This window comes from Streptomyces sp. NBC_01276 (assembly GCF_041435355.1).
In the GTDB taxonomy this organism is placed as follows: domain Bacteria; phylum Actinomycetota; class Actinomycetes; order Streptomycetales; family Streptomycetaceae; genus Streptomyces.
This window is the reverse complement of sequence record NZ_CP108442.1, coordinates 7,009,403-7,025,340: the sequence shown is the minus strand read 5'-3', so window position 1 is coordinate 7,025,340 and position 15,938 is coordinate 7,009,403. Positions and strand designations below refer to the sequence as shown.

Sequence of the window (15,938 nt, the reverse complement as noted above, 5' to 3'; positions counted from 1 at the left end):
GTGACCCTGGTGGTGCGCTACCGAGGGTGCAGCACCCGTAACACTGATGTCGGGGAGTCGCAGCCGTGATCAGTCATTCCCGCAGGCACTGCGTCGTCGAACTGCAGGCCTTGCCAGCGCGGATCGGTCAGGTCCGCAGAATCGTCTCCGCGCAACTGCGCCACTGGCAGCTCGATCCGCTCATAGACCGGGCTGCGCTCGGCGTGACGGAGCTGCTCAGCAACGTCCACCGCCATGCGCAGCCCGACAAGGTCTGCACGGTCGAGATCGAACTGCGCCTCGGGCGGCTGACCGTCTCCGTCTCCGACAGCGATCCGAGGCTGCCCGTGGTCCGGGCCGCCGATGAGCTGGAGACCTGCGGGCGCGGGCTCGCGCTCGTGGAGGCCGTGAGCGAGGCCTGGGGGGCCCGGCTCCTGCCGGACGGCCCCGGCAAGGTGGTGTGGTTCTCTCTACGGGCCGCCCCCGCGCCGGCGGCGCCCACGGGCACGGTCCGTATCGGCGTGAACAAGCCGGTACGGGAACCCGCGCGGGCGGTGCTCACCGCCGTGGACGCGCAGGCCGTCCCGGTCGCCGTGCCGGTACCGGTCCCGGTCGGCACCGGGCCCGGGTGACGCCCCCGGCCGCACACCCGCGGACCCGGCCCGGACGCCCGCCCCGCCGCACCCCGAGGGCACCCGGGCCCGTCCCCGGCCCACCACCGGACCGCCGCCCGGCGCCACCGCCTGGGGCCGCCTCACGGCACCCTGCCGCGGGCCACCCCCGGGGCCACCGCCTCGGGCCGCCCGCTCGGAAGCCCGTCTCGGGAATCCCGCCTGGTAAGCCCTCCGGGCCACCGCCTCAGGCAGCCGCGCCCAAGGCCCCCAGCGGGTCGTCCAGCACCGGCTGCCACGCCAGCTCCGCCGCCCCGACCAGGCTGTTGTGGTCGAGGGTGCACGGCAGGATCGGCACGCCGCCGCTGCGCCCCCACAGGCTGCGGTCGGCGACGACCGCGCGCAGCCGCTCCGGGTCGGCGTGCAGCAGCTCCCGGTGCAGTCCGCCGAGGATGATCCGGTCCGGGTTCAGGATGTTGACCAGCCCCGCGAGCCCGAGCCCGAGCCGGTCGATGAGCTCCTCGGCGGCGGCCCGCACGCCCGGGTCCGCGTACTCGGCGCGCAACAGGTCACGGGCCTGCTGGAGCAGGGACACCTCGGGGCCGGGGATGCGGCCCGCGGCGGTGAGGAAGGCCAGCGGGTCGGCCTCCACGTCCAGGCAGCCCCGGCTGCCGCAGTGGCAGGCCCGCCCCTCCGGGTTGACGGTGAGGTGGCCGACCTCCAGGGCCAGCCCCGCGCTCCCGCTGTGCAGCCGGCCGTCCAGGACCAGCGCCCCGCCGACGCCACGGTGCCCGGTCGCCACGCAGAGCAGGTGCTGGGCGCTGCGGCCCGCGCCGTGCCGGTGCTCGGCGAGCGCGGCGAGGTTGACGTCGTTGCCGGTCAGGGCCGGTCCGTCGATCCCGGCCGCCTTGACGCGCTCCGCGAAGATGGCCCGTACGGGAGCACCGGCCGGCCAGGCCAGGTGCAGCGGGTTCAGGGCGGTGCCCTCGGGCTCCGCGACCGCGGAGGGCACGGCCAGGCCGGCGCCGACGCAGCGCCGCCCGGACTCGGCCAGCAGCGCGGCGCCGGCGTCGACGACCGCGCCGAGGACCTGCGCCGGGTCGGCGGAGACCGTGACCTTGCCGGGCGCGGTGGCCACGATCCGCCCGCCGAGGCCCACCAGCGCCGCCCGGAACCCGTCCGGGTGCACCTGGGCGGCCAGTGCCACCGGCCCGTTCTCGTCGACCGACAGCCGGTGCGAGGGACGGCCCTGGGCCCCGCCCGCCCCGCCGGGGCGGGAGTCGACGCGGATCAGGCCGAGCGCCTCCAGCTCGGCGGCGACCGCGCCCGCGGTGGCGCGGGTGACGCCGAGCTCGGCCGTCAGGACCGCACGGGTCGGGGCCCGGCCGGTGTGGACGAGCTCCAGCGCGGGGCCGAGCGCGCCCCGGCCCCGCTCCAGCCTGGTCCTCGCGGACGCCGCCGAGGCCGCCGAGGCCTCGGAGGCCGCCGATGTCCCGGAGGTCCCCGAAGTCCCGGAGGTCCCCGAAGCGGTGGACGCCGTATCCGCGGCCCCGGCCGCCGTGGACGTCGTGGACACCGTGGTCACATCCCCCACCCGCGGCGGGGCCCCGTTGCCGTTCATGACATGGATCCTCGCATGATCGGGAGGCACCGGGTGCCCGGCTACGGCCCGAGGCCGCCGACGCGCAGGGTGATGTTGAGCCTCCCGGTCAGCCCCAGGCCGGGCGGCGCGGTGCCGGGCAGGACCTTCGGCACGCCGTGGAAGGCCCGCCGGCTCGGTCCGCCGAAGACGAACAGGTCCCCGCTGCGCAGCTCGACGTCCCGGAACGGACGTGTGCGCGAGACGGTGTTGCCGAAGCGGAAGAGGCAGGAGTCGCCGAGACTGAGCGAGACCACCGGGGCCCCGGACCGCTCCTCGGCGTCCCGGTGCATGCCCATCCGGGAGTCGCCGGCGTAGAAGTTGACCAGCGCGATGTCGTACTCCTCCCCGGGCGGCAGCGGTGTGCCGTACGCGGCGAGGACGGCCTCCCGGCCCAGTGCGGCCAGCCATGCGGGCATCGGTTTGACGGGGGCCCCGTCGCCGTCGACCGCCGTCCGCGCGTATCCGTACGGGTACCAGTGCAGCCCCAGGCACACCTGCCGGGCGGTCATCGTCCCGCCGCCGGGGGTGCGCACGGTGCGCAGTCCGGCGGGCGGGCGCGCCCACTCCCGGCAGGCGGCGAGCAGCTCGCCCTGGCGCCCGGGGCCGATCCAGTCGGGCAGATGGACGGCACCGGGGGCGATCTCGGCCCGCTCGCGCGGGAACAGTTCACCGACCACCCCTCCATTGTCGGGGTGCGCTGGCACACTCGCGGCATGAAGATCACCGAATACGTGGAGACCCTCGCCCGGGAGGGCGAGCTGCTGGCCGACACCGCCGGACGGACCGGCACGGAGGCCCTGGTGCCGACCTGTCCGGGGTGGCGGGTCGGCGACCTGCTGCGGCACACCGGGGCGGTGCACCGCTGGGCGACGGGCTTCGTCGCGGACGGCCTGGTGGAGCCGGTGCCGTTCCCGGACGCGCCGGAGCTGTCGGGGACCGAGCTGCTGGCCTGGTTCCGGGAGGGGCACGCGGAGCTGGTGCGGGCGCTGGCCGCAGCCCCGGCGGAGCTGGTGTGCTGGACCTTCCTGCCGACCGCACCGCCGTCGGCGCTGGCGTTCTGGGCCCGGCGGCAGGCGCACGAGACGACCGTGCACCGCTTCGACGCCGAGTCCGCGCTGGGGCCGGGCTTCTCGTCGGTCACCCCGGAGTTCGCGGAGGACGGGGTGGACGAGCTGCTGACCGGCTTCCACGCCCGGCCGCGCAGCCGGGTGCGTACCGAGGAGCCGAAGGTGCTGCGCATCCGGGCGGCGGACACCGGTGCGGTGTGGACGGTGCACCTGTCGAAGGAGCCCGCGCGCACGGTGCGCGGCGACACCGGCGACCCGGTGGACTGCGAGCTGACCGGTGCGGCGTCCTGGCTGTACGCGGCCCTGTGGAACCGGCTCCCGCTGGCCGGCCCGGAGGTGAGCGGCGACGCCTCGCTGACGGCGCTCTGGCAGGAGGCCGGCCGCGTCTGACGGCTGGAGCGGCCTCCCCCGGGAGGGGAGGCCGCGGCCGGCCTCGGAAGGGCGCTACACCGCGCCGCGAAAATGTATGTGCGGATCGGGAACCCGGTTGACAGGGTGGTGGGCATGAACTCCCAGCTCAACGACGCGACCGATGATCCGCACACCCCGGGCGCGGCCGGATGGACCACCACGCCGATCGGGGCGGACCTGCTGCGCGGCGCCCTGGAGGTGGAACGCACCGCGCGCGGCGTGCTGCCGCACCGGCTGCCGGCACGGGCCCGCCGGCAGTTCCCCGACGCCTACCTCGCCACCGTCGAGACGCAGCCCTCCGGGGTCCGGCTGGCCTTCCGCACGCGGGCCACCGCCGTCGAACTCGACGCGCTCCGCACCAAGAACGGCTACCGGAACGTTCCGCCCCGCCCCGACGGCGTGTACGAACTGCTCGTGGACGGCCACCCGGCCGGCCGGGCCACCTCGAACGGCGGCAACGTCCTGATGGTCGACATGGCCACCGGCTCCGCGGAACTCGTGCCCGGTCCGGTCGGAACCGTCCGCTTCGACGGGCTGCCCGCGCGGCTCAAGGACGTCGAGATCTGGCTGCCGTACAACGAGGTCATCGAGCTGATCGCGCTGCGCGGCGATGCTCCCGTCGAGCCGCCGCAGGATCACGGCCGCCGGGTGTGGCTGCACCACGGCAGTTCCATCAGCCACGGCTCCAACGCGGCGGGCCCTACGACCATCTGGCCGGCGCTGGCCGCCTCGCTGGGCGGTGTGGAGCTGGTCAACCTGGGGCTGGGCGGCAACGCCCTCCTCGACCCGTTCACCGCGCGCGCCCTGCGGGACACCCCCGCCGACCTGATCAGCGTGAAGATCGGCATCAACATCGTCAACACCGATCTGATGCGGCTGCGTGCCTTCGGACCGGCGGTGCACGGCTTCCTCGACACCATCCGCGAGGGACACCCCGACACTCCGCTGCTGGTCGTCTCGCCCGTCCTGTGCCCGCTCCAGGAGGACACCCCGGGGCCGCTCGCCCCGGACCTGCGCGACGGGAAGCTGAACCTGCGGGCCCTGGGAGATCCGGCGGAGGTCGCCGCCGGACGGCTCACGCTCACCGTCGTCCGCCGCGAGCTCGCCCGCATCACCGCCGAGCGCGCCGCGGACGACCCGCACCTGCACTACATCGACGGCCGCTCCCTCTACGGGGAGGCCGACTTCGCCGAGTTCCCACTGCCGGACGGCCTGCACCCGGACCCGGCCGGCCACCGCCGGATCGGGGAGCGCTTCGCCGAGCTGACCTTCGCGAAGGACGGGCCGTTCGGGGAGGGCCCGGCCGATTCCGGCCATGGAGCGTGAGGCCGCCGGGGGCGGGGACGGCTGGACCGACGAAGGAGCTGACGGCAGGGGTGGGGGACGTGGGGGACGTGACGGTCGAGGAGGCCGAGCGACTCGCGCGCGTCTTTCTGCGCGGTCGGATCCGGGGATGGACGGACGACGGCTGGACGCTGAAATGGAACGAGTGGGCGTCCCGTGAGGACGGGTACGTGTTCGAGATCGCCCCGGTCGGCGGGGTGTCGGTCGGGGCACCGGTGTTCATCGACCGGGCCGACGGCGCGTGCCGGCTGATGCCGGCCGCGGAGTACTCCCCGCGCAAGCGCCCGCCCTTCACCGGCCCCTGTCCCGGGTGCACTCCCAGACCTGCCTGACGTCGGTTGCGCGGCGGCCCGCGGTGGGTCGGGGGACGGCGGACCGGCCGGCCGGCCGCAGGACGCGGCGGACCCGCCCCGGCCCACCGCTCCCCCGGCTCCGCGTACCCACCGGATGATCATCCGTCCGGCGTGCCGCGGGGTCAGCCGACCGGGCCGGGGGCGTGCCGGGCCTGTTCCTCCGCCCCTCCCCCGAACCGGCTCCGCAGGCGGACCTTGTCCGGTTTGCCCGCCTCGGTGAGCGGCAGCCGGTCCATGACGTGGATCGCGGCCGGTTCGTACGCCGTGCCCAGGCGGGCGGTCACGAAGTCCGCGAGCAGCCGGGCGGCGTCCGGGGCCCGGCCCGGGGTGGGGACGACCGCGACGTGGAGTTCCTCGTTCCCGTCCGCCGCGCGGATCCCGAAGGCCGCGCAGCGGGCGACGGCCGGGTGCGCGTGCAGGACCTCCTCCACCTCCGCCGGATGGAGATGGGCGCCCACGACGATGACCGTCTCCTTCAGCCGGTCGACGAGGTGGAGGTAGCCCTGGCCGTCGAGGAGTCCCAGGTCCCCGGTGGCCGCCCAGCCGTCGCGGACCACCTCCGCGGCCGGTTCGGGGCGCCCCCAGTAGCCGGACATCGCCGTGGGCGTGCGGACGTGGACCTCCCCCGTACCCCCGGGAGGGAGCACGGCGCCGGACGGGTCCCGGATCTCGATGTCGACGCCGGGCAGCGGCCGGCCGGCGGTGACGCGGCCGCCGGGGCCGGTGACGACGTGCTCGTGCGGGAGTACCTCCGCGATCGGGCCCGTCTCGGTCTGCCCGTACGAGCCGTGCAGGACGGGGCCGAAGACCTCCGCGGCCCGGCGCAGCCGCGCGGCGGACGCGGGCGTGCCCCCGTAGAAGAGGCGGCGCAGGGCGCGGACGTCGGTGGTGGCGAGGTCCGGGTGGTCCAGCAGCTCGTGGAGGAGCGGCGGCAGGAGCCAGAGGTCGGTCACCCGGTGCCGCTCGACGGCCGCCAGGACCGCGGCCGGCTCGAAGCCCTCCTGCAGGACGACGGAGCCACCGGCGAGCAGGGTGGCGTCGGAGACGATGCCGGCCAGGTGCGCGAGGGTGGTGCAGGCGAGGAACCGGGCCGGGGCGCCGGAGGGGATGTGGGCGGCGTGCGCGGCCAGGATCCTCCGGTAGGGGCCGTGTGCCAGCCGGACCAGCTTGGGCGGACCGGTGGTTCCGCCGGTGAAGCGCAGGCACCAGTCGTCCTCGGGGCGGACCGCGGCCGGGGTCCGTACGGTGTGCCGGTCCGGGAGCCGGCCGGGCCGGTCGTCGGTGAACAGGCCGGGTTCCAGGGTCAGCCGGAGGGGCTCGGGGGTCCCGGTCGGCAATTCCCGCGTGGCGGGGTCCACCAGGAGCAGGACCGCGGCGGTGGCCTCCAGGATCCGGGCCCGCGCCGCGGCCGGCGCGGTGGGGCTCAGGTGCACCACCCTGGCGCCGAGCAGGTTGGCCCCGTAGCGGGCGATGAGGGTCTCGGGGTGGTTCCCGGTGAGCAGGGCGACCGTGCTCGCGCGGGTGACGCCGTGGGCCGCCAGCAGCCGTGCGGCCCGGTGGATGCCGGTGCGGAGGGAGCGGGCGTCGACGGTCCGGTCGGCGGTGGTGAGCACGGTCCGCGCGGGCGGGAGCTCCGGGCGGGCGAGGACGGCGAGGAGGGCGTCCACGTAGCTCTCGCTGTGCGGTCGCGGGGATCCGGACATGACGGTGCTGCCCCTTTCTTCTGGGGTCCTGCGGGAGGGGCGGGGTCGTCCTCGGAGGTTAGGAGGCGCTCGCTCATGTCGTCCAAGACCGGTTCCGCCATGAGAACGTGCTCGCAGGGTTATGAAAGGGGCGGTCGGTGGACCTGCTGTCGTTGCGGTGCTTCCAGGTCGTCGCGCGGTACGAGCACATCAGCCGGGCGGCGGACGAACTGCGCACCGCCCAGCCGTCGGTGAGCCGGACGATCGCGCGGCTGGAGGCCGAACTGGGGGTGCCGCTCTTCGACCGGCGGGGCCGCCGGATCCAACTCAACCGGCACGGAGCGGCCTTCCTGCTGCGGGTGGACCGGGCGCTCGCCGAACTGGAGGACGGGCGGCGCGAGTTGGCGGACGCCGCGCGAGGGGGCGGGGGCGGCAGCGTGACGGTGGCGAGCGAGACCCTGCTGACCCTCACCGGGCTGCTGGCCCGTTTCCGGGCGGCCCGTCCCGGGGTCGACGTCCGGCTGCGGCAGGCGTCCGCGGAGACGATGGCGCGCCTGCTGCGGACCCGGGAGGCGGACTTCTGCTTCGCCTCGCAGCCGCTCGCCGCGTCCGCTCTGGAGTCGGTGGTGCTGCTCACCGAGGAGGTGCTGCTCGCGGTGCCCCGCGGGCACCGGCTGGCCGGGCGGGAGCGGGTAGCGGTGACGGAGCTGGCCGGGGAGCCGTTCGTCACCCCGGGGCGGGGGCACTGGCAACGGGTACTGGCCGACGGGCTGTTCGAGCGCGCCGGGGTGCGGCCGACGGTCGTGTGCGAGGGGGACGAGCCGGGAGCGGTTCTGGACCTGGTCGCCGCCGGGCTCGGAGTGGCGCTGGTGCCGGCCCTCGCCCGGGAGTCCGGCACCCGGGACATCGTGGCCTGGGCCCGGCTGGCCTCGCCCGAGGCCCGCCGGGAACTGCGCCTCGTCCGGGCCGGGGGCGCCTACGCGTCCCCGGGCGCCCGGAGCTTCGCGGACTTCGCGGTGGGGTACTTCGGGGACGCCTCGGCGCGGGCCGGCGGGGCCGACGCGCCGTAGGACGTCGGGACGTCCGGACGTCGGGCGGGGTGGGGCGGGGGCGAACCAGGGCGGGGCCGTCGGGCCGGTTCAGCCGAGGGTGGCCGCGTAACCGGTCTGGAGGCCGTACGTCCACTCGGGAGCGGCGTTCCAGGGGTTGGGCATGACCGCGCTGGTGGCATAGGCGTAGCCGGCGCCGCGTTCGAAGGCGGTGCGCAGGGTGGTGCGCATGGCCGCGGCGTCGGGGACGTCGTGGACGAGGTGCCAGAACGCGGTCCCGCTCGGGTCGAGTTCGGTGCCCGCGCGGTATCCGCCGAGCGGGTCGAACACGTTGCCGCCCCGCCAGCCGCCCGAGGTGTACGCCGCGTACGTGTCCTCGAAGGTGACGAAGACGTCGGCGGTGCGGTGGCCGGGTTCGAGGTAGCAGTCGGCGATGGCCGTGCCGGGGTTGTCGACGACCAGTTCGGCGGCGTCCGGGTCGGCGGCGTGCATCGTGTCCTGGACGTAGCGGCGCAGGGCGGCGTAGCGGTCGCGAGTGGCGTTGCCGGGGCCGCAGTCGCGGCTGACGACGTCGAAGAAGATGCCGTCCACGTGGAGGCGCCCGTCCCCGTTGCCGGAGGGCTTGAGGTAGTTGTCGACGGACGCCTTGACGGCGGCGGGGTCCCGGCTGCCGTGGTCGGTGTGGACGTAGCCGAGGACCTTGGTCTTCTCGCCCGTGGCCGTGGTCCCGGCGCGCAGGGCGTCCGCGCGGGCCTGCCACGGGGCGTCGAAGGGGGCGTCCCCGTTGCCCGGGTTGAGGACGACCACGGAGGGGGCCGGGCCGGTGGCGGCGAGGTCGGCCAGTACCGGGTCGTCCGCCCAGACGTAGGCGGGCACGGCGATCTCCAGACCGCGGACGCCGGGACGGCGGGGTACCGGCGTGACCGCGGGGGCGGGTACGGAGGCGGGCGAGGGGGCGGAAGCCATGTCCGGTTCCGCCCCGCCGGGTCTGGAGGGCGCGGGGTGCGGTGACGGGCCCCGGTCGGCGCGGGCCGCCCGGTCGGCACGGTCGGCACGGGCCGCCTCGGCCGGGACGGGCGCAGCGGACGGGGCGGGCGCCGGGGCGGTGAGCAGCCAGGTCACCAGAACGGCGTACAGGGCCTTCACGGCGCGGGCGCGGGCCATGGGCTGTTCCTCCGGCGGGCAGGGGGGCGACCCGAGGAACAGTAGACGCGCGGCAAGTCGGTGAAGGGCGAACCACCCACATTGACGGGAGGAACAGAAAAGCGATCTGTCACCTCATCATCCGAACCCGCGCCGGCGGGCGGGAGGCGCCCCGTCGACGCGCGCCCCGCCGGCGCGCGCCCCGTCAGGCGACGGGCAGTCCCACCTCGTGCGCCAGCCGGTCGACGGCGTGCGCGAAGAACACGTCCCGTTCCTCGACGACCCGGTTGAACTGGCCGAACAGCTCGAAGGAGATCAGACCGACGAGCTGCGCCCAGGCCGCGACCAGGGCGGCGGTCACCTCGGGGGGCAGCCCCTCGGCGAAATCGGCGGTCATCCGGTCCGCTTCGGAGCGCAGGGCGGGGGGCAGCGGCGGCAGGGACAGGCCGCGGCCCTCGCAGGCGGAGCGGAGGATGCCGATGAGGACGTTGGCGACCCGGGAGGCGGGGCCGATGGTGTCCGCGGGGGCGCTGTAGCCGGGGACCGGGGAACCGTAGATCAACGCGTATTCGTGCGGGTGCGCGAGCGCCCAGGCGCGCACCGCTTCACAGACGGCGATCCAGCGGACGCGGGGCGGGGCACCCGCGGCGAGGGAGGCCGCGCCGGCCGTTTCGGCCGCGACGCCGACGCTGTCGTAGGCGTCGATGATCAGGGCGGTCAGCAGTTCGTCGCGGCTCGGGAAGTAGCGGTAGAGGGCGGAGGAGACCATGCCCAGCTCGCGGGCGACGGCGCGCAGCGAGAGCTTGGCGGCGCCCTCGGCGGCGAGTCTGCGGCGCGCCTCGTCCTTGATGGCGGCGGTGACCTCAAGGCGGGCCCGTTCCCTGGCTCCTCGCACAGTGCTCATGCAGGTCAGTGTGCCATGCATATGGAGCAGTGCACAAAAACGGGAGCGGCGCTCACTTGCGAGAGCACTGCTCTTGTTTAGGTGCGGCGATCCGTGCACACTGGTCTCAAGCGAGAGCACCGCTCTCCCAATCCGCTCCGGAGGTTCCCGTGAACGCGTCCGCCCCCTACTACGTCCAGGCCAGCCCGCTCGGCATCCGCTTCAACGCCCTCTTCGGCCGGCTCGCCCGGCTCGGCATCAGCCTGGCCGGAACGGCCGAGCTCTCGGTGCGCGGCCGCAAGTCCGGCGAGATGCAGCGGATCCCGGTCAACCCGCACACCCACGACGGCGCCCAGTACCTGGTCTCGGCCCGGGGCCACTCCCAGTGGGTCCGCAACATGCGGGTGGCGGGCGGCGGCGAGCTGCGCGTGGGCCGCAAGATCCGGACCTTCACCGTCACGGAGCTCACGGACCCGGGGCAGAAGGCCGTCGTACTGCGCGCCTACCTGGAGAAGTGGGGCTGGGAAGTCAACCGGTTCTTCCAGGGCGTCACCGCGAAGTCCTCCGACGCCGAGCTCCAGGCGGCTGCCGGGGACCACCCGGTCTTCCGCATCACGGTGTCGAACTGACCCCCGGGAACGGCCGACCCGCCGCTCCCCCACCCGAACGGCGGGCACACGACGGCCCCCGGTCCCCCTGCCCGGCCGACGCCCCCGGCATCCCGCCCGCCGGACACGCGGCCCACACCGGCGGCACCCGGCCGGCCCACCGGCCGTCCGCCTCGCGGCGCCGACACCCGGCCGACCACCGGAACCTGACGCCCACCCACCAAACGGACTCACGCAGCAGCGCACGCCACCGCCGAGCAGACCGCCCCGCGCTCCCCGGATCCCGCCCCACCACGCGCTCACGCACCCGGGGCCGCCCGGCACGCCACCCGTACGCCACCCCGAGCGCGGCGGGGCCGCCCCGAGGCCCACACGGCCGGCCGCCCGCCCCCGGACGGACGCTCGACGACCAGGCCGGAGACCTCCCGCCCGGCACCACCGCCCCAGCGCCCCACCCCGCGGGGCCGACCGGCCGCGCGCCGCGCCGAAAACGGCGGGGGCAGGGGCGGCCCGGGCCCCCGTTCGGCCGTGGTGCGGGCGCCGGTGCGGTGCTCTAGCGTCGAAAGGGCGGGGGTGACCGATGCGTCGAGCCGGTCGCCCCCCGAGCGCCCGCTCCGCGCCGCCCCCGCCCGCGGTCCGGCGCACCCTCGGATCGCGTGACCGACCGAGAGAGCAGGTGCATCCGCATGCGTCGTTCGGCTCGTATCCCCAGCATCCTCGCCGGCCTGGTCCTCGCCGCCGGCGGCGCCTTCTTCGCGGCCCCGGCCGCCTCCGCCAGCGTCCAGGACTGTCAGCAGTACCTCGTATCGCACGGCAAGTCGGCGACGGCCGACACCTCCCAGGCCTGCTACCAGGGATCCATCGGCAACCAGACCAGCTGCGTCGCGAGCCTCCAGCAGGCCGGCATCTCCACGAACGACTCGAACGGAGCCTGCCGCGCGGCCCACTAGGCGTGTTGTCGGGACGGGTCGGGGACGCCCCCCTTCCCCGCGGACGAGGACGGCGGCGACCACGGCGACCACAGCGACCACAACTACGACTACGGCCATCCACCGGGCGACCATCGGCCAGGCGGCCCTCCGCCTCGCGGCCCCGCACGTCCGGGCCGCGAGGTGATCCCCGGGAGACGGCCGGTCGGCCCGCAGGGACGGAGGGAGCCGTGTCTGTCAGCCGCGGCCGGTGCGGGCCTGGCGGGCGTCCAGCAGGTGCAGCGCCTTTCGCGCGAGCGGGTACGTACGCACCAGGTCGCCCAGCGTCGTCGACCCCCGCGTGATGCGGGCGAAGGCCAGCCACGCGGGCCGCAGACCCGTGAGCGCCGCGTGGAACATCCCGGGGCGGGACTCGAACAGGCTCAGCATCCGCTTGCCGACGCCCATCTCCACGCCCAGCCCGGCCTTGACCGCGAAGGCGTAGTTGAGCGCCTGGCGGCGCGCGTCCACCGCGTCCTGTGCCTCCGAGATCTTGACGGCCCACTCCCCCGCGAGCCGCCCCGAGCGCAGCGCGAAGGAGATGCCCTCACGGGTCCACGGTTCCAGGAGTCCGGCCGCGTCCCCCGCCACCAGCACCCGGCCGCGCGAGAGCGGCGAACCGGGCTTGCGGCAGCGGGTCAGGTGCCCGGAGGAGACGGCCGGTTCGAAGCCGGCCAGCCCCAGCCGGGCGATGAAGTCGTCCAGGTACCGCTTGGTCGCGGCGCCCTCGCCCTTCGCCGAGATGACCCCGACGGTGAGGGTGTCGCCCTTGGGGAAGACCCATCCGTAACTGCCGGGCAGCGGACCCCAGTCGATGAGGACGCGGCCCTTCCAGTCGTCGGCCACAGTCTGCGGGACGGGGATCTCCGCCTCCAGGCCGAGGTCGACCTGGTCCATCTCGACCCCCACGTGGGCGCCGATCCGGCTGGCGCTGCCGTCCGCGCCGACCACGGCACGGGCGAGCACCGTCTCGCCGTCGGCCAGGACCACAGCGACCGTGCGCCGGTCGGGCACCGCCGCGCCGTGCTGCTCGACGCGGGACACGGCCGTACCCGTACGGAGCGTCGCGCCGGCCTTCTCGGCCTCCGCGACCAGCGCCGCGTCGAACTCCGGCCGGTTGATGAGCCCGAAGAGCATGCCCTTCGAGCGCCGGGTGCGGGCCAGCTTCCCGTCGTAGGAGAAGGTGACCGCGTGGATGCGGTCCTTGAAGGGCAGGACGAAGCCCGGCGGGAGGGCGTCGCGCGAGGGGCCGATGATGCCGCCGCCGCAGGTCTTGTACCGGGGCAGTTCGGCCTTCTCCAGCAGCAGGACGCGGCGCCCCGCGGTGGCCGCCGCGTAGGCCGCCGAGGCGCCGGCCGGTCCCGCGCCGACCACGACGACGTCCCACACCTCGCCGGTGCCCTCGGGTGCCGCCCCGGAAGCGGCTGTCTCGGGAAGCCCGTCGGGGGCCGGCACGGGAGCCGGCACGTGGACCGGTACGGGGACCTCCCCGGCGGCCCCGCCGGCAACCGCGTCCTCGTCCGCCGCCGCTGCCGCGACCGTCTCCGACGTCACCCCCACCGTCACCTCGGCCGCACCCGCGGCCGTCCCGTCCCCCTGACCCTTCCGGGCCCCCGTGTCCGCCCCTGTGTCCGCCCCTGTCGCCGCCCCGGCGTCCGTCCCTGCGTCCGCCCCCCGAGCGACCTGCCCTGCGCCTGCGCCGTGTACGTCGTCGTCGCTGCTCACGATGTGCTGCTGCTCCTGATCACGCGGTTGCTCCGATGCCGTGGAAATCCTACGGCGAGAGTGCCTCCCGCCCCTCTGTGCGAGGATCGGCACTGTCTTTCGCCTTACTTTCGCCGCACCCCGGCACCTACACCAACGTCGCACCCACGAGGAGCGTGCCCATGTCCCAGAATCCGATCGCCGAGACCATCGCCTCGCTGATGCCCCGCGCCAAGGCGGAGCTCGCCGAGCTGGTGGCCTTCCAGTCGGTCGCGGACTGGGCCCAGTTCCCCAAGAGCGAGAGCGAGGGCGCCGCGAACTGGGTGGCCGACGCCCTGCGCGCCGAGGGCTTCCAGGACGTGGCCCTGCTCGACACCCCCGACGGCACCCAGTCGGTGTACGGCTACCTGCCCGGCCCCGAGGGCGCCCCGACCGTCCTGCTGTACGCCCACTACGACGTGCAGCCCCCGCTGGACGACGACGCCTGGGTCTCCCCCGCGTTCGAACTGACCGAGCGCGACGGCCGCTGGTACGGACGCGGCGCGGCGGACTGCAAGGGCGGCTTCATCATGCACCTGCTGGCGCTGCGTGCGCTGAAGGCGAACGGCGGCGTGCCGGTCGGCGTGAAGGTGATCGTCGAGGGCTCGGAGGAGCAGGGCACCGGCGGCCTCCAGCAGTACGCCGAGGCGCACCCGGAGCTGCTGGCCGCCGACACCATCGTCATCGGCGACGCGGGCAACTTCCGCCTGGGCCTGCCCACGGTGACGGCCACCCTGCGCGGCATGACGCTGGTCAAGGTGAAGATCGACACGCTGGGCGGCAACCTGCACTCGGGCATGTTCGGCGGCGTCGCCCCCGACGCACTGGCCGCGCTGATCCGCCTGCTGGACTCGCTGCGCTCGGCGGACGGTTCGACGACCGTCGACGGACTGGCCTCGGACGCGGTGTGGGAGGGCCTCCAGTACCCGGAGGCGGACTTCCGGGCCGACGCGAAGGTGCTGGACGGGGTCGGCCTGATCGGCGAGGGCACGATCGCGGACCGGCTGTGGGCCCGTCCGGCCGTCACCGTGCTCGGCATCGACTGCCCGTCGGTGGTCGGTGCCACCCCCTCGGTGCACGCGAGCGCCGGTGCGCTGATCAGCCTGCGCGTGCCGCCGGGCGTGGACACCGCCGAGGCCATCAAGCTGCTGGAGGCGCACCTGATCGCGCACACCCCGTGGCAGGCGAAGCTGGAGCTCGAAGTCGTGGGTCAGGGGCAGCCGTTCCGGGCGGACACCTCCAGCCCGGCGTACGCATCGATGGCCGCGGCCATGCAGGTCGCGTACCCCGGCCAGGAGATGCAGGTCAGCGGCATGGGCGGGTCGATCCCGCTCTGCAACACGCTGACGTCGCTGTACCCGGAGGCGGAGATGCTGCTGATCGGCCTGAGCGAGCCGGAGGCCCAGATCCACGCCGTGAACGAGAGCGTCTCCCCGGAGGAGCTGGAGCGCCTGTCGGTGGCCGAGGCCCTCTTCCTCGTCAACTACGCGGAGTCCAAGCGCGTCTGATTCCCGCGGGCACCGGCCCGGCCCGTGGACACACGGGCCGGGCGGCCCTCCCGGACGCCCGGACGCCTCGATGCCCGGACGCCTCGATGCCCGGACGCCTGCAGCCCCGGGTTCCCGTGGACCCTGCGCTCTGCGCGTACTCCGCTCCCGGCGAAGTCCCGTGCGGGGGCCGGGGCCGGGTGTGTACGTTCGCGGCATGGAACTCGTCGAAGTCATCCCGAACCGGCTCCACATGCTGCGCTTCCCCATCGGCCAGGCCTACCTCTGGCAGGACGAGGGTGCCCTGACGCTGATCGACGCCGGGCACGCCGGGCACGCCGACGCCATCGAGGGGGCGATACGGTCCCTCGGTCTCGCGCCCGAACGCCTGGGGCTGATCGTCCTCACGCACTGCCACCGCGACCACGTCGGCGCGGCCGGTGAACTCGCCGCCCGCTGGGGCGCCGAGGTGGCGGCGCACCGGTTGGACGCCCCGGTCATCCGCGGTGACCGGCCGGTTCCCGAGCCGGTCGTGCTGGACTGGGAGGTCCCGATCCACGTGAACGGCCTCACGGTCCCCGAGGCCCCGCCGACCCCGGTCGACCGGGAACTCCGGGACGGGGAGGTGCTGCCGTTCGGCGACGGGGCGGTCGTGGTCCACGCCCCCGGCCACACCCCGGGCAGCATCGGCGTCCATCTGCCGCGCCACGGAGTGCTGTTCACCGGCGACAGCATCGCGGGGGTGGGACAGGTGATGCTGGGCGTGATCAACGTGGACCCCGATGAGGCGCTCGCCTCCTTCCGGCGCCTCGCCGCCCTGGACCCGGCGGTGGCCTGCTTCGGCCACGGCGACCCCTGGGTGACGGACACGGCGCCCACCCTCCGGGCGGCGGCGCAGGCCCCTGCGCACGCGGACTGAGCGGGCGCCCCGGGGGGCGGACCGAGCGGGCCGGACAGGCCGGACACTG

Annotated in this window: 15 protein-coding genes; 9 read left to right on the top strand and 6 right to left on the bottom strand. The window is 75.2% G+C overall.

The features are described 5' to 3' along the window. The first annotated feature begins 65 nt into the window (after window positions 1-65). Window positions 66-611 (top strand): ATP-binding protein, encoded by a 546-nt coding sequence (locus OG295_RS31695; protein ID WP_371680042.1) that lies wholly within the window; start codon window positions 66-68, stop codon window positions 609-611. A gap of 226 nt (window positions 612-837) precedes the next feature. On the opposite strand, the gene OG295_RS31690 is transcribed toward OG295_RS31695, so the two are convergent. Further along, window positions 838-2,211 carry an ROK family protein gene (locus OG295_RS31690; protein ID WP_371680041.1) on the bottom strand — a complete coding sequence of 458 codons (1,374 nt, stop codon included), beginning with the start codon at window positions 2,209-2,211 and terminating at the stop codon, window positions 838-840. A 41-nt stretch (window positions 2,212-2,252) separates the two neighbouring features. Beyond that, on the bottom strand, window positions 2,253-2,909 hold the full coding sequence (locus OG295_RS31685) for an alpha-ketoglutarate-dependent dioxygenase AlkB (protein ID WP_371680040.1): 657 nt from the start codon (window positions 2,907-2,909) through the stop codon (window positions 2,253-2,255). A 36-nt stretch (window positions 2,910-2,945) separates the two neighbouring features. On the opposite strand from OG295_RS31685, the gene OG295_RS31680 reads away from it, so the two are divergent. The 3 genes from OG295_RS31680 to OG295_RS31670 all read left to right on the top strand — a co-directional run bounded on the left by OG295_RS31680 (window position 2,946) and on the right by OG295_RS31670 (window position 5,386). Next, on the top strand, window positions 2,946-3,689 hold the full coding sequence (locus tag OG295_RS31680; RefSeq protein ID WP_371680039.1) for a maleylpyruvate isomerase family mycothiol-dependent enzyme: 744 nt from the start codon (window positions 2,946-2,948) through the stop codon (window positions 3,687-3,689). 114 nt (window positions 3,690-3,803) lie between these two features. After that, window positions 3,804-5,036, top strand: a complete 1,233-nt coding sequence (locus OG295_RS31675) for a GDSL-type esterase/lipase family protein (RefSeq protein WP_371680038.1) — start codon at window positions 3,804-3,806, stop codon at window positions 5,034-5,036. A gap of 59 nt (window positions 5,037-5,095) precedes the next feature. Continuing rightward, on the top strand, window positions 5,096-5,386 hold the full coding sequence (locus OG295_RS31670) for a hypothetical protein (RefSeq protein ID WP_371680037.1): 291 nt from the start codon (window positions 5,096-5,098) through the stop codon (window positions 5,384-5,386). Between the two features lie 143 nt (window positions 5,387-5,529). Here the strand turns inward: OG295_RS31670 and OG295_RS31665 are convergent, their stop codons facing one another. Continuing rightward, entirely contained in the window at window positions 5,530-7,110 is a 1,581-nt protein-coding gene (locus OG295_RS31665) for a class I adenylate-forming enzyme family protein (RefSeq protein ID WP_371680036.1), read from the bottom strand. Between the two features lie 137 nt (window positions 7,111-7,247). On the opposite strand from OG295_RS31665, the gene OG295_RS31660 reads away from it, so the two are divergent. Continuing rightward, window positions 7,248-8,159, top strand: coding sequence for a LysR family transcriptional regulator (locus tag OG295_RS31660; RefSeq protein WP_371680035.1), 912 nt, complete (start codon window positions 7,248-7,250; stop codon window positions 8,157-8,159). A 69-nt stretch (window positions 8,160-8,228) separates the two neighbouring features. On the opposite strand, the gene OG295_RS31655 is transcribed toward OG295_RS31660, so the two are convergent. Further along, window positions 8,229-9,302, bottom strand: coding sequence for a spherulation-specific family 4 protein (locus OG295_RS31655; RefSeq protein ID WP_371680034.1), 1,074 nt, complete (start codon window positions 9,300-9,302; stop codon window positions 8,229-8,231). A gap of 184 nt (window positions 9,303-9,486) precedes the next feature. After that, complete coding sequence (locus OG295_RS31650) at window positions 9,487-10,185, bottom strand: TetR/AcrR family transcriptional regulator (protein WP_371680033.1); 699 nt, start codon at window positions 10,183-10,185, stop codon at window positions 9,487-9,489. A gap of 149 nt (window positions 10,186-10,334) precedes the next feature. On the opposite strand from OG295_RS31650, the gene OG295_RS31645 reads away from it, so the two are divergent. Both OG295_RS31645 and OG295_RS31640 read left to right on the top strand, forming a co-directional pair. Further along, a complete protein-coding gene (locus OG295_RS31645; RefSeq protein ID WP_371680032.1) occupies window positions 10,335-10,793 on the top strand; it encodes a nitroreductase/quinone reductase family protein in 459 nt (152 codons plus the stop codon). A 665-nt stretch (window positions 10,794-11,458) separates the two neighbouring features. Beyond that, window positions 11,459-11,722, top strand: a complete 264-nt coding sequence (locus OG295_RS31640; RefSeq protein ID WP_371680031.1) for a hypothetical protein — start codon at window positions 11,459-11,461, stop codon at window positions 11,720-11,722. A gap of 216 nt (window positions 11,723-11,938) precedes the next feature. Here OG295_RS31640 and OG295_RS31635 read toward each other — a convergent pair whose 3' ends face one another. After that, window positions 11,939-13,129: a geranylgeranyl reductase family protein gene (locus tag OG295_RS31635; RefSeq protein ID WP_371681368.1), complete on the bottom strand. Its 1,191-nt coding sequence runs from the start codon at window positions 13,127-13,129 to the stop codon at window positions 11,939-11,941. A 497-nt stretch (window positions 13,130-13,626) separates the two neighbouring features. Here OG295_RS31635 and OG295_RS31630 point away from each other — a divergent pair, with 497 nt between their 5' ends. After that, window positions 13,627-14,991: a dipeptidase gene (locus tag OG295_RS31630; RefSeq protein WP_371680030.1), complete on the top strand. Its 1,365-nt coding sequence runs from the start codon at window positions 13,627-13,629 to the stop codon at window positions 14,989-14,991. Between the two features lie 196 nt (window positions 14,992-15,187). Beyond that, on the top strand, window positions 15,188-15,889 hold the full coding sequence (locus tag OG295_RS31625) for an MBL fold metallo-hydrolase (RefSeq protein WP_371680028.1): 702 nt from the start codon (window positions 15,188-15,190) through the stop codon (window positions 15,887-15,889). Window positions 15,890-15,938 lie beyond the last annotated feature (49 nt).

What these genes read in the sequence shown, in the direction of transcription:
- OG295_RS31690 (WP_371680041.1), bottom strand. Translation starts at nt 2,211, where the DNA reads ATGAACGGCAACGGGGCCCCGCCGCGGGTGGGGGATGTGACCACGGTG.
- OG295_RS31680 (WP_371680039.1), top strand. Translation starts at nt 2,946, where the DNA reads ATGAAGATCACCGAATACGTGGAGACCCTCGCCCGGGAGGGCGAGCTG.
- OG295_RS31675 (WP_371680038.1), top strand. Translation starts at nt 3,804, where the DNA reads ATGAACTCCCAGCTCAACGACGCGACCGATGATCCGCACACCCCGGGC.
- OG295_RS31665 (WP_371680036.1), bottom strand. Translation starts at nt 7,110, where the DNA reads ATGTCCGGATCCCCGCGACCGCACAGCGAGAGCTACGTGGACGCCCTC.
- OG295_RS31655 (WP_371680034.1), bottom strand. Translation starts at nt 9,302, where the DNA reads ATGGCCCGCGCCCGCGCCGTGAAGGCCCTGTACGCCGTTCTGGTGACC.
- OG295_RS31650 (WP_371680033.1), bottom strand. Translation starts at nt 10,185, where the DNA reads ATGAGCACTGTGCGAGGAGCCAGGGAACGGGCCCGCCTTGAGGTCACC.
- OG295_RS31640 (WP_371680031.1), top strand. Translation starts at nt 11,459, where the DNA reads ATGCGTCGTTCGGCTCGTATCCCCAGCATCCTCGCCGGCCTGGTCCTC.
- OG295_RS31630 (WP_371680030.1), top strand. Translation starts at nt 13,627, where the DNA reads ATGTCCCAGAATCCGATCGCCGAGACCATCGCCTCGCTGATGCCCCGC.
- OG295_RS31625 (WP_371680028.1), top strand. Translation starts at nt 15,188, where the DNA reads ATGGAACTCGTCGAAGTCATCCCGAACCGGCTCCACATGCTGCGCTTC.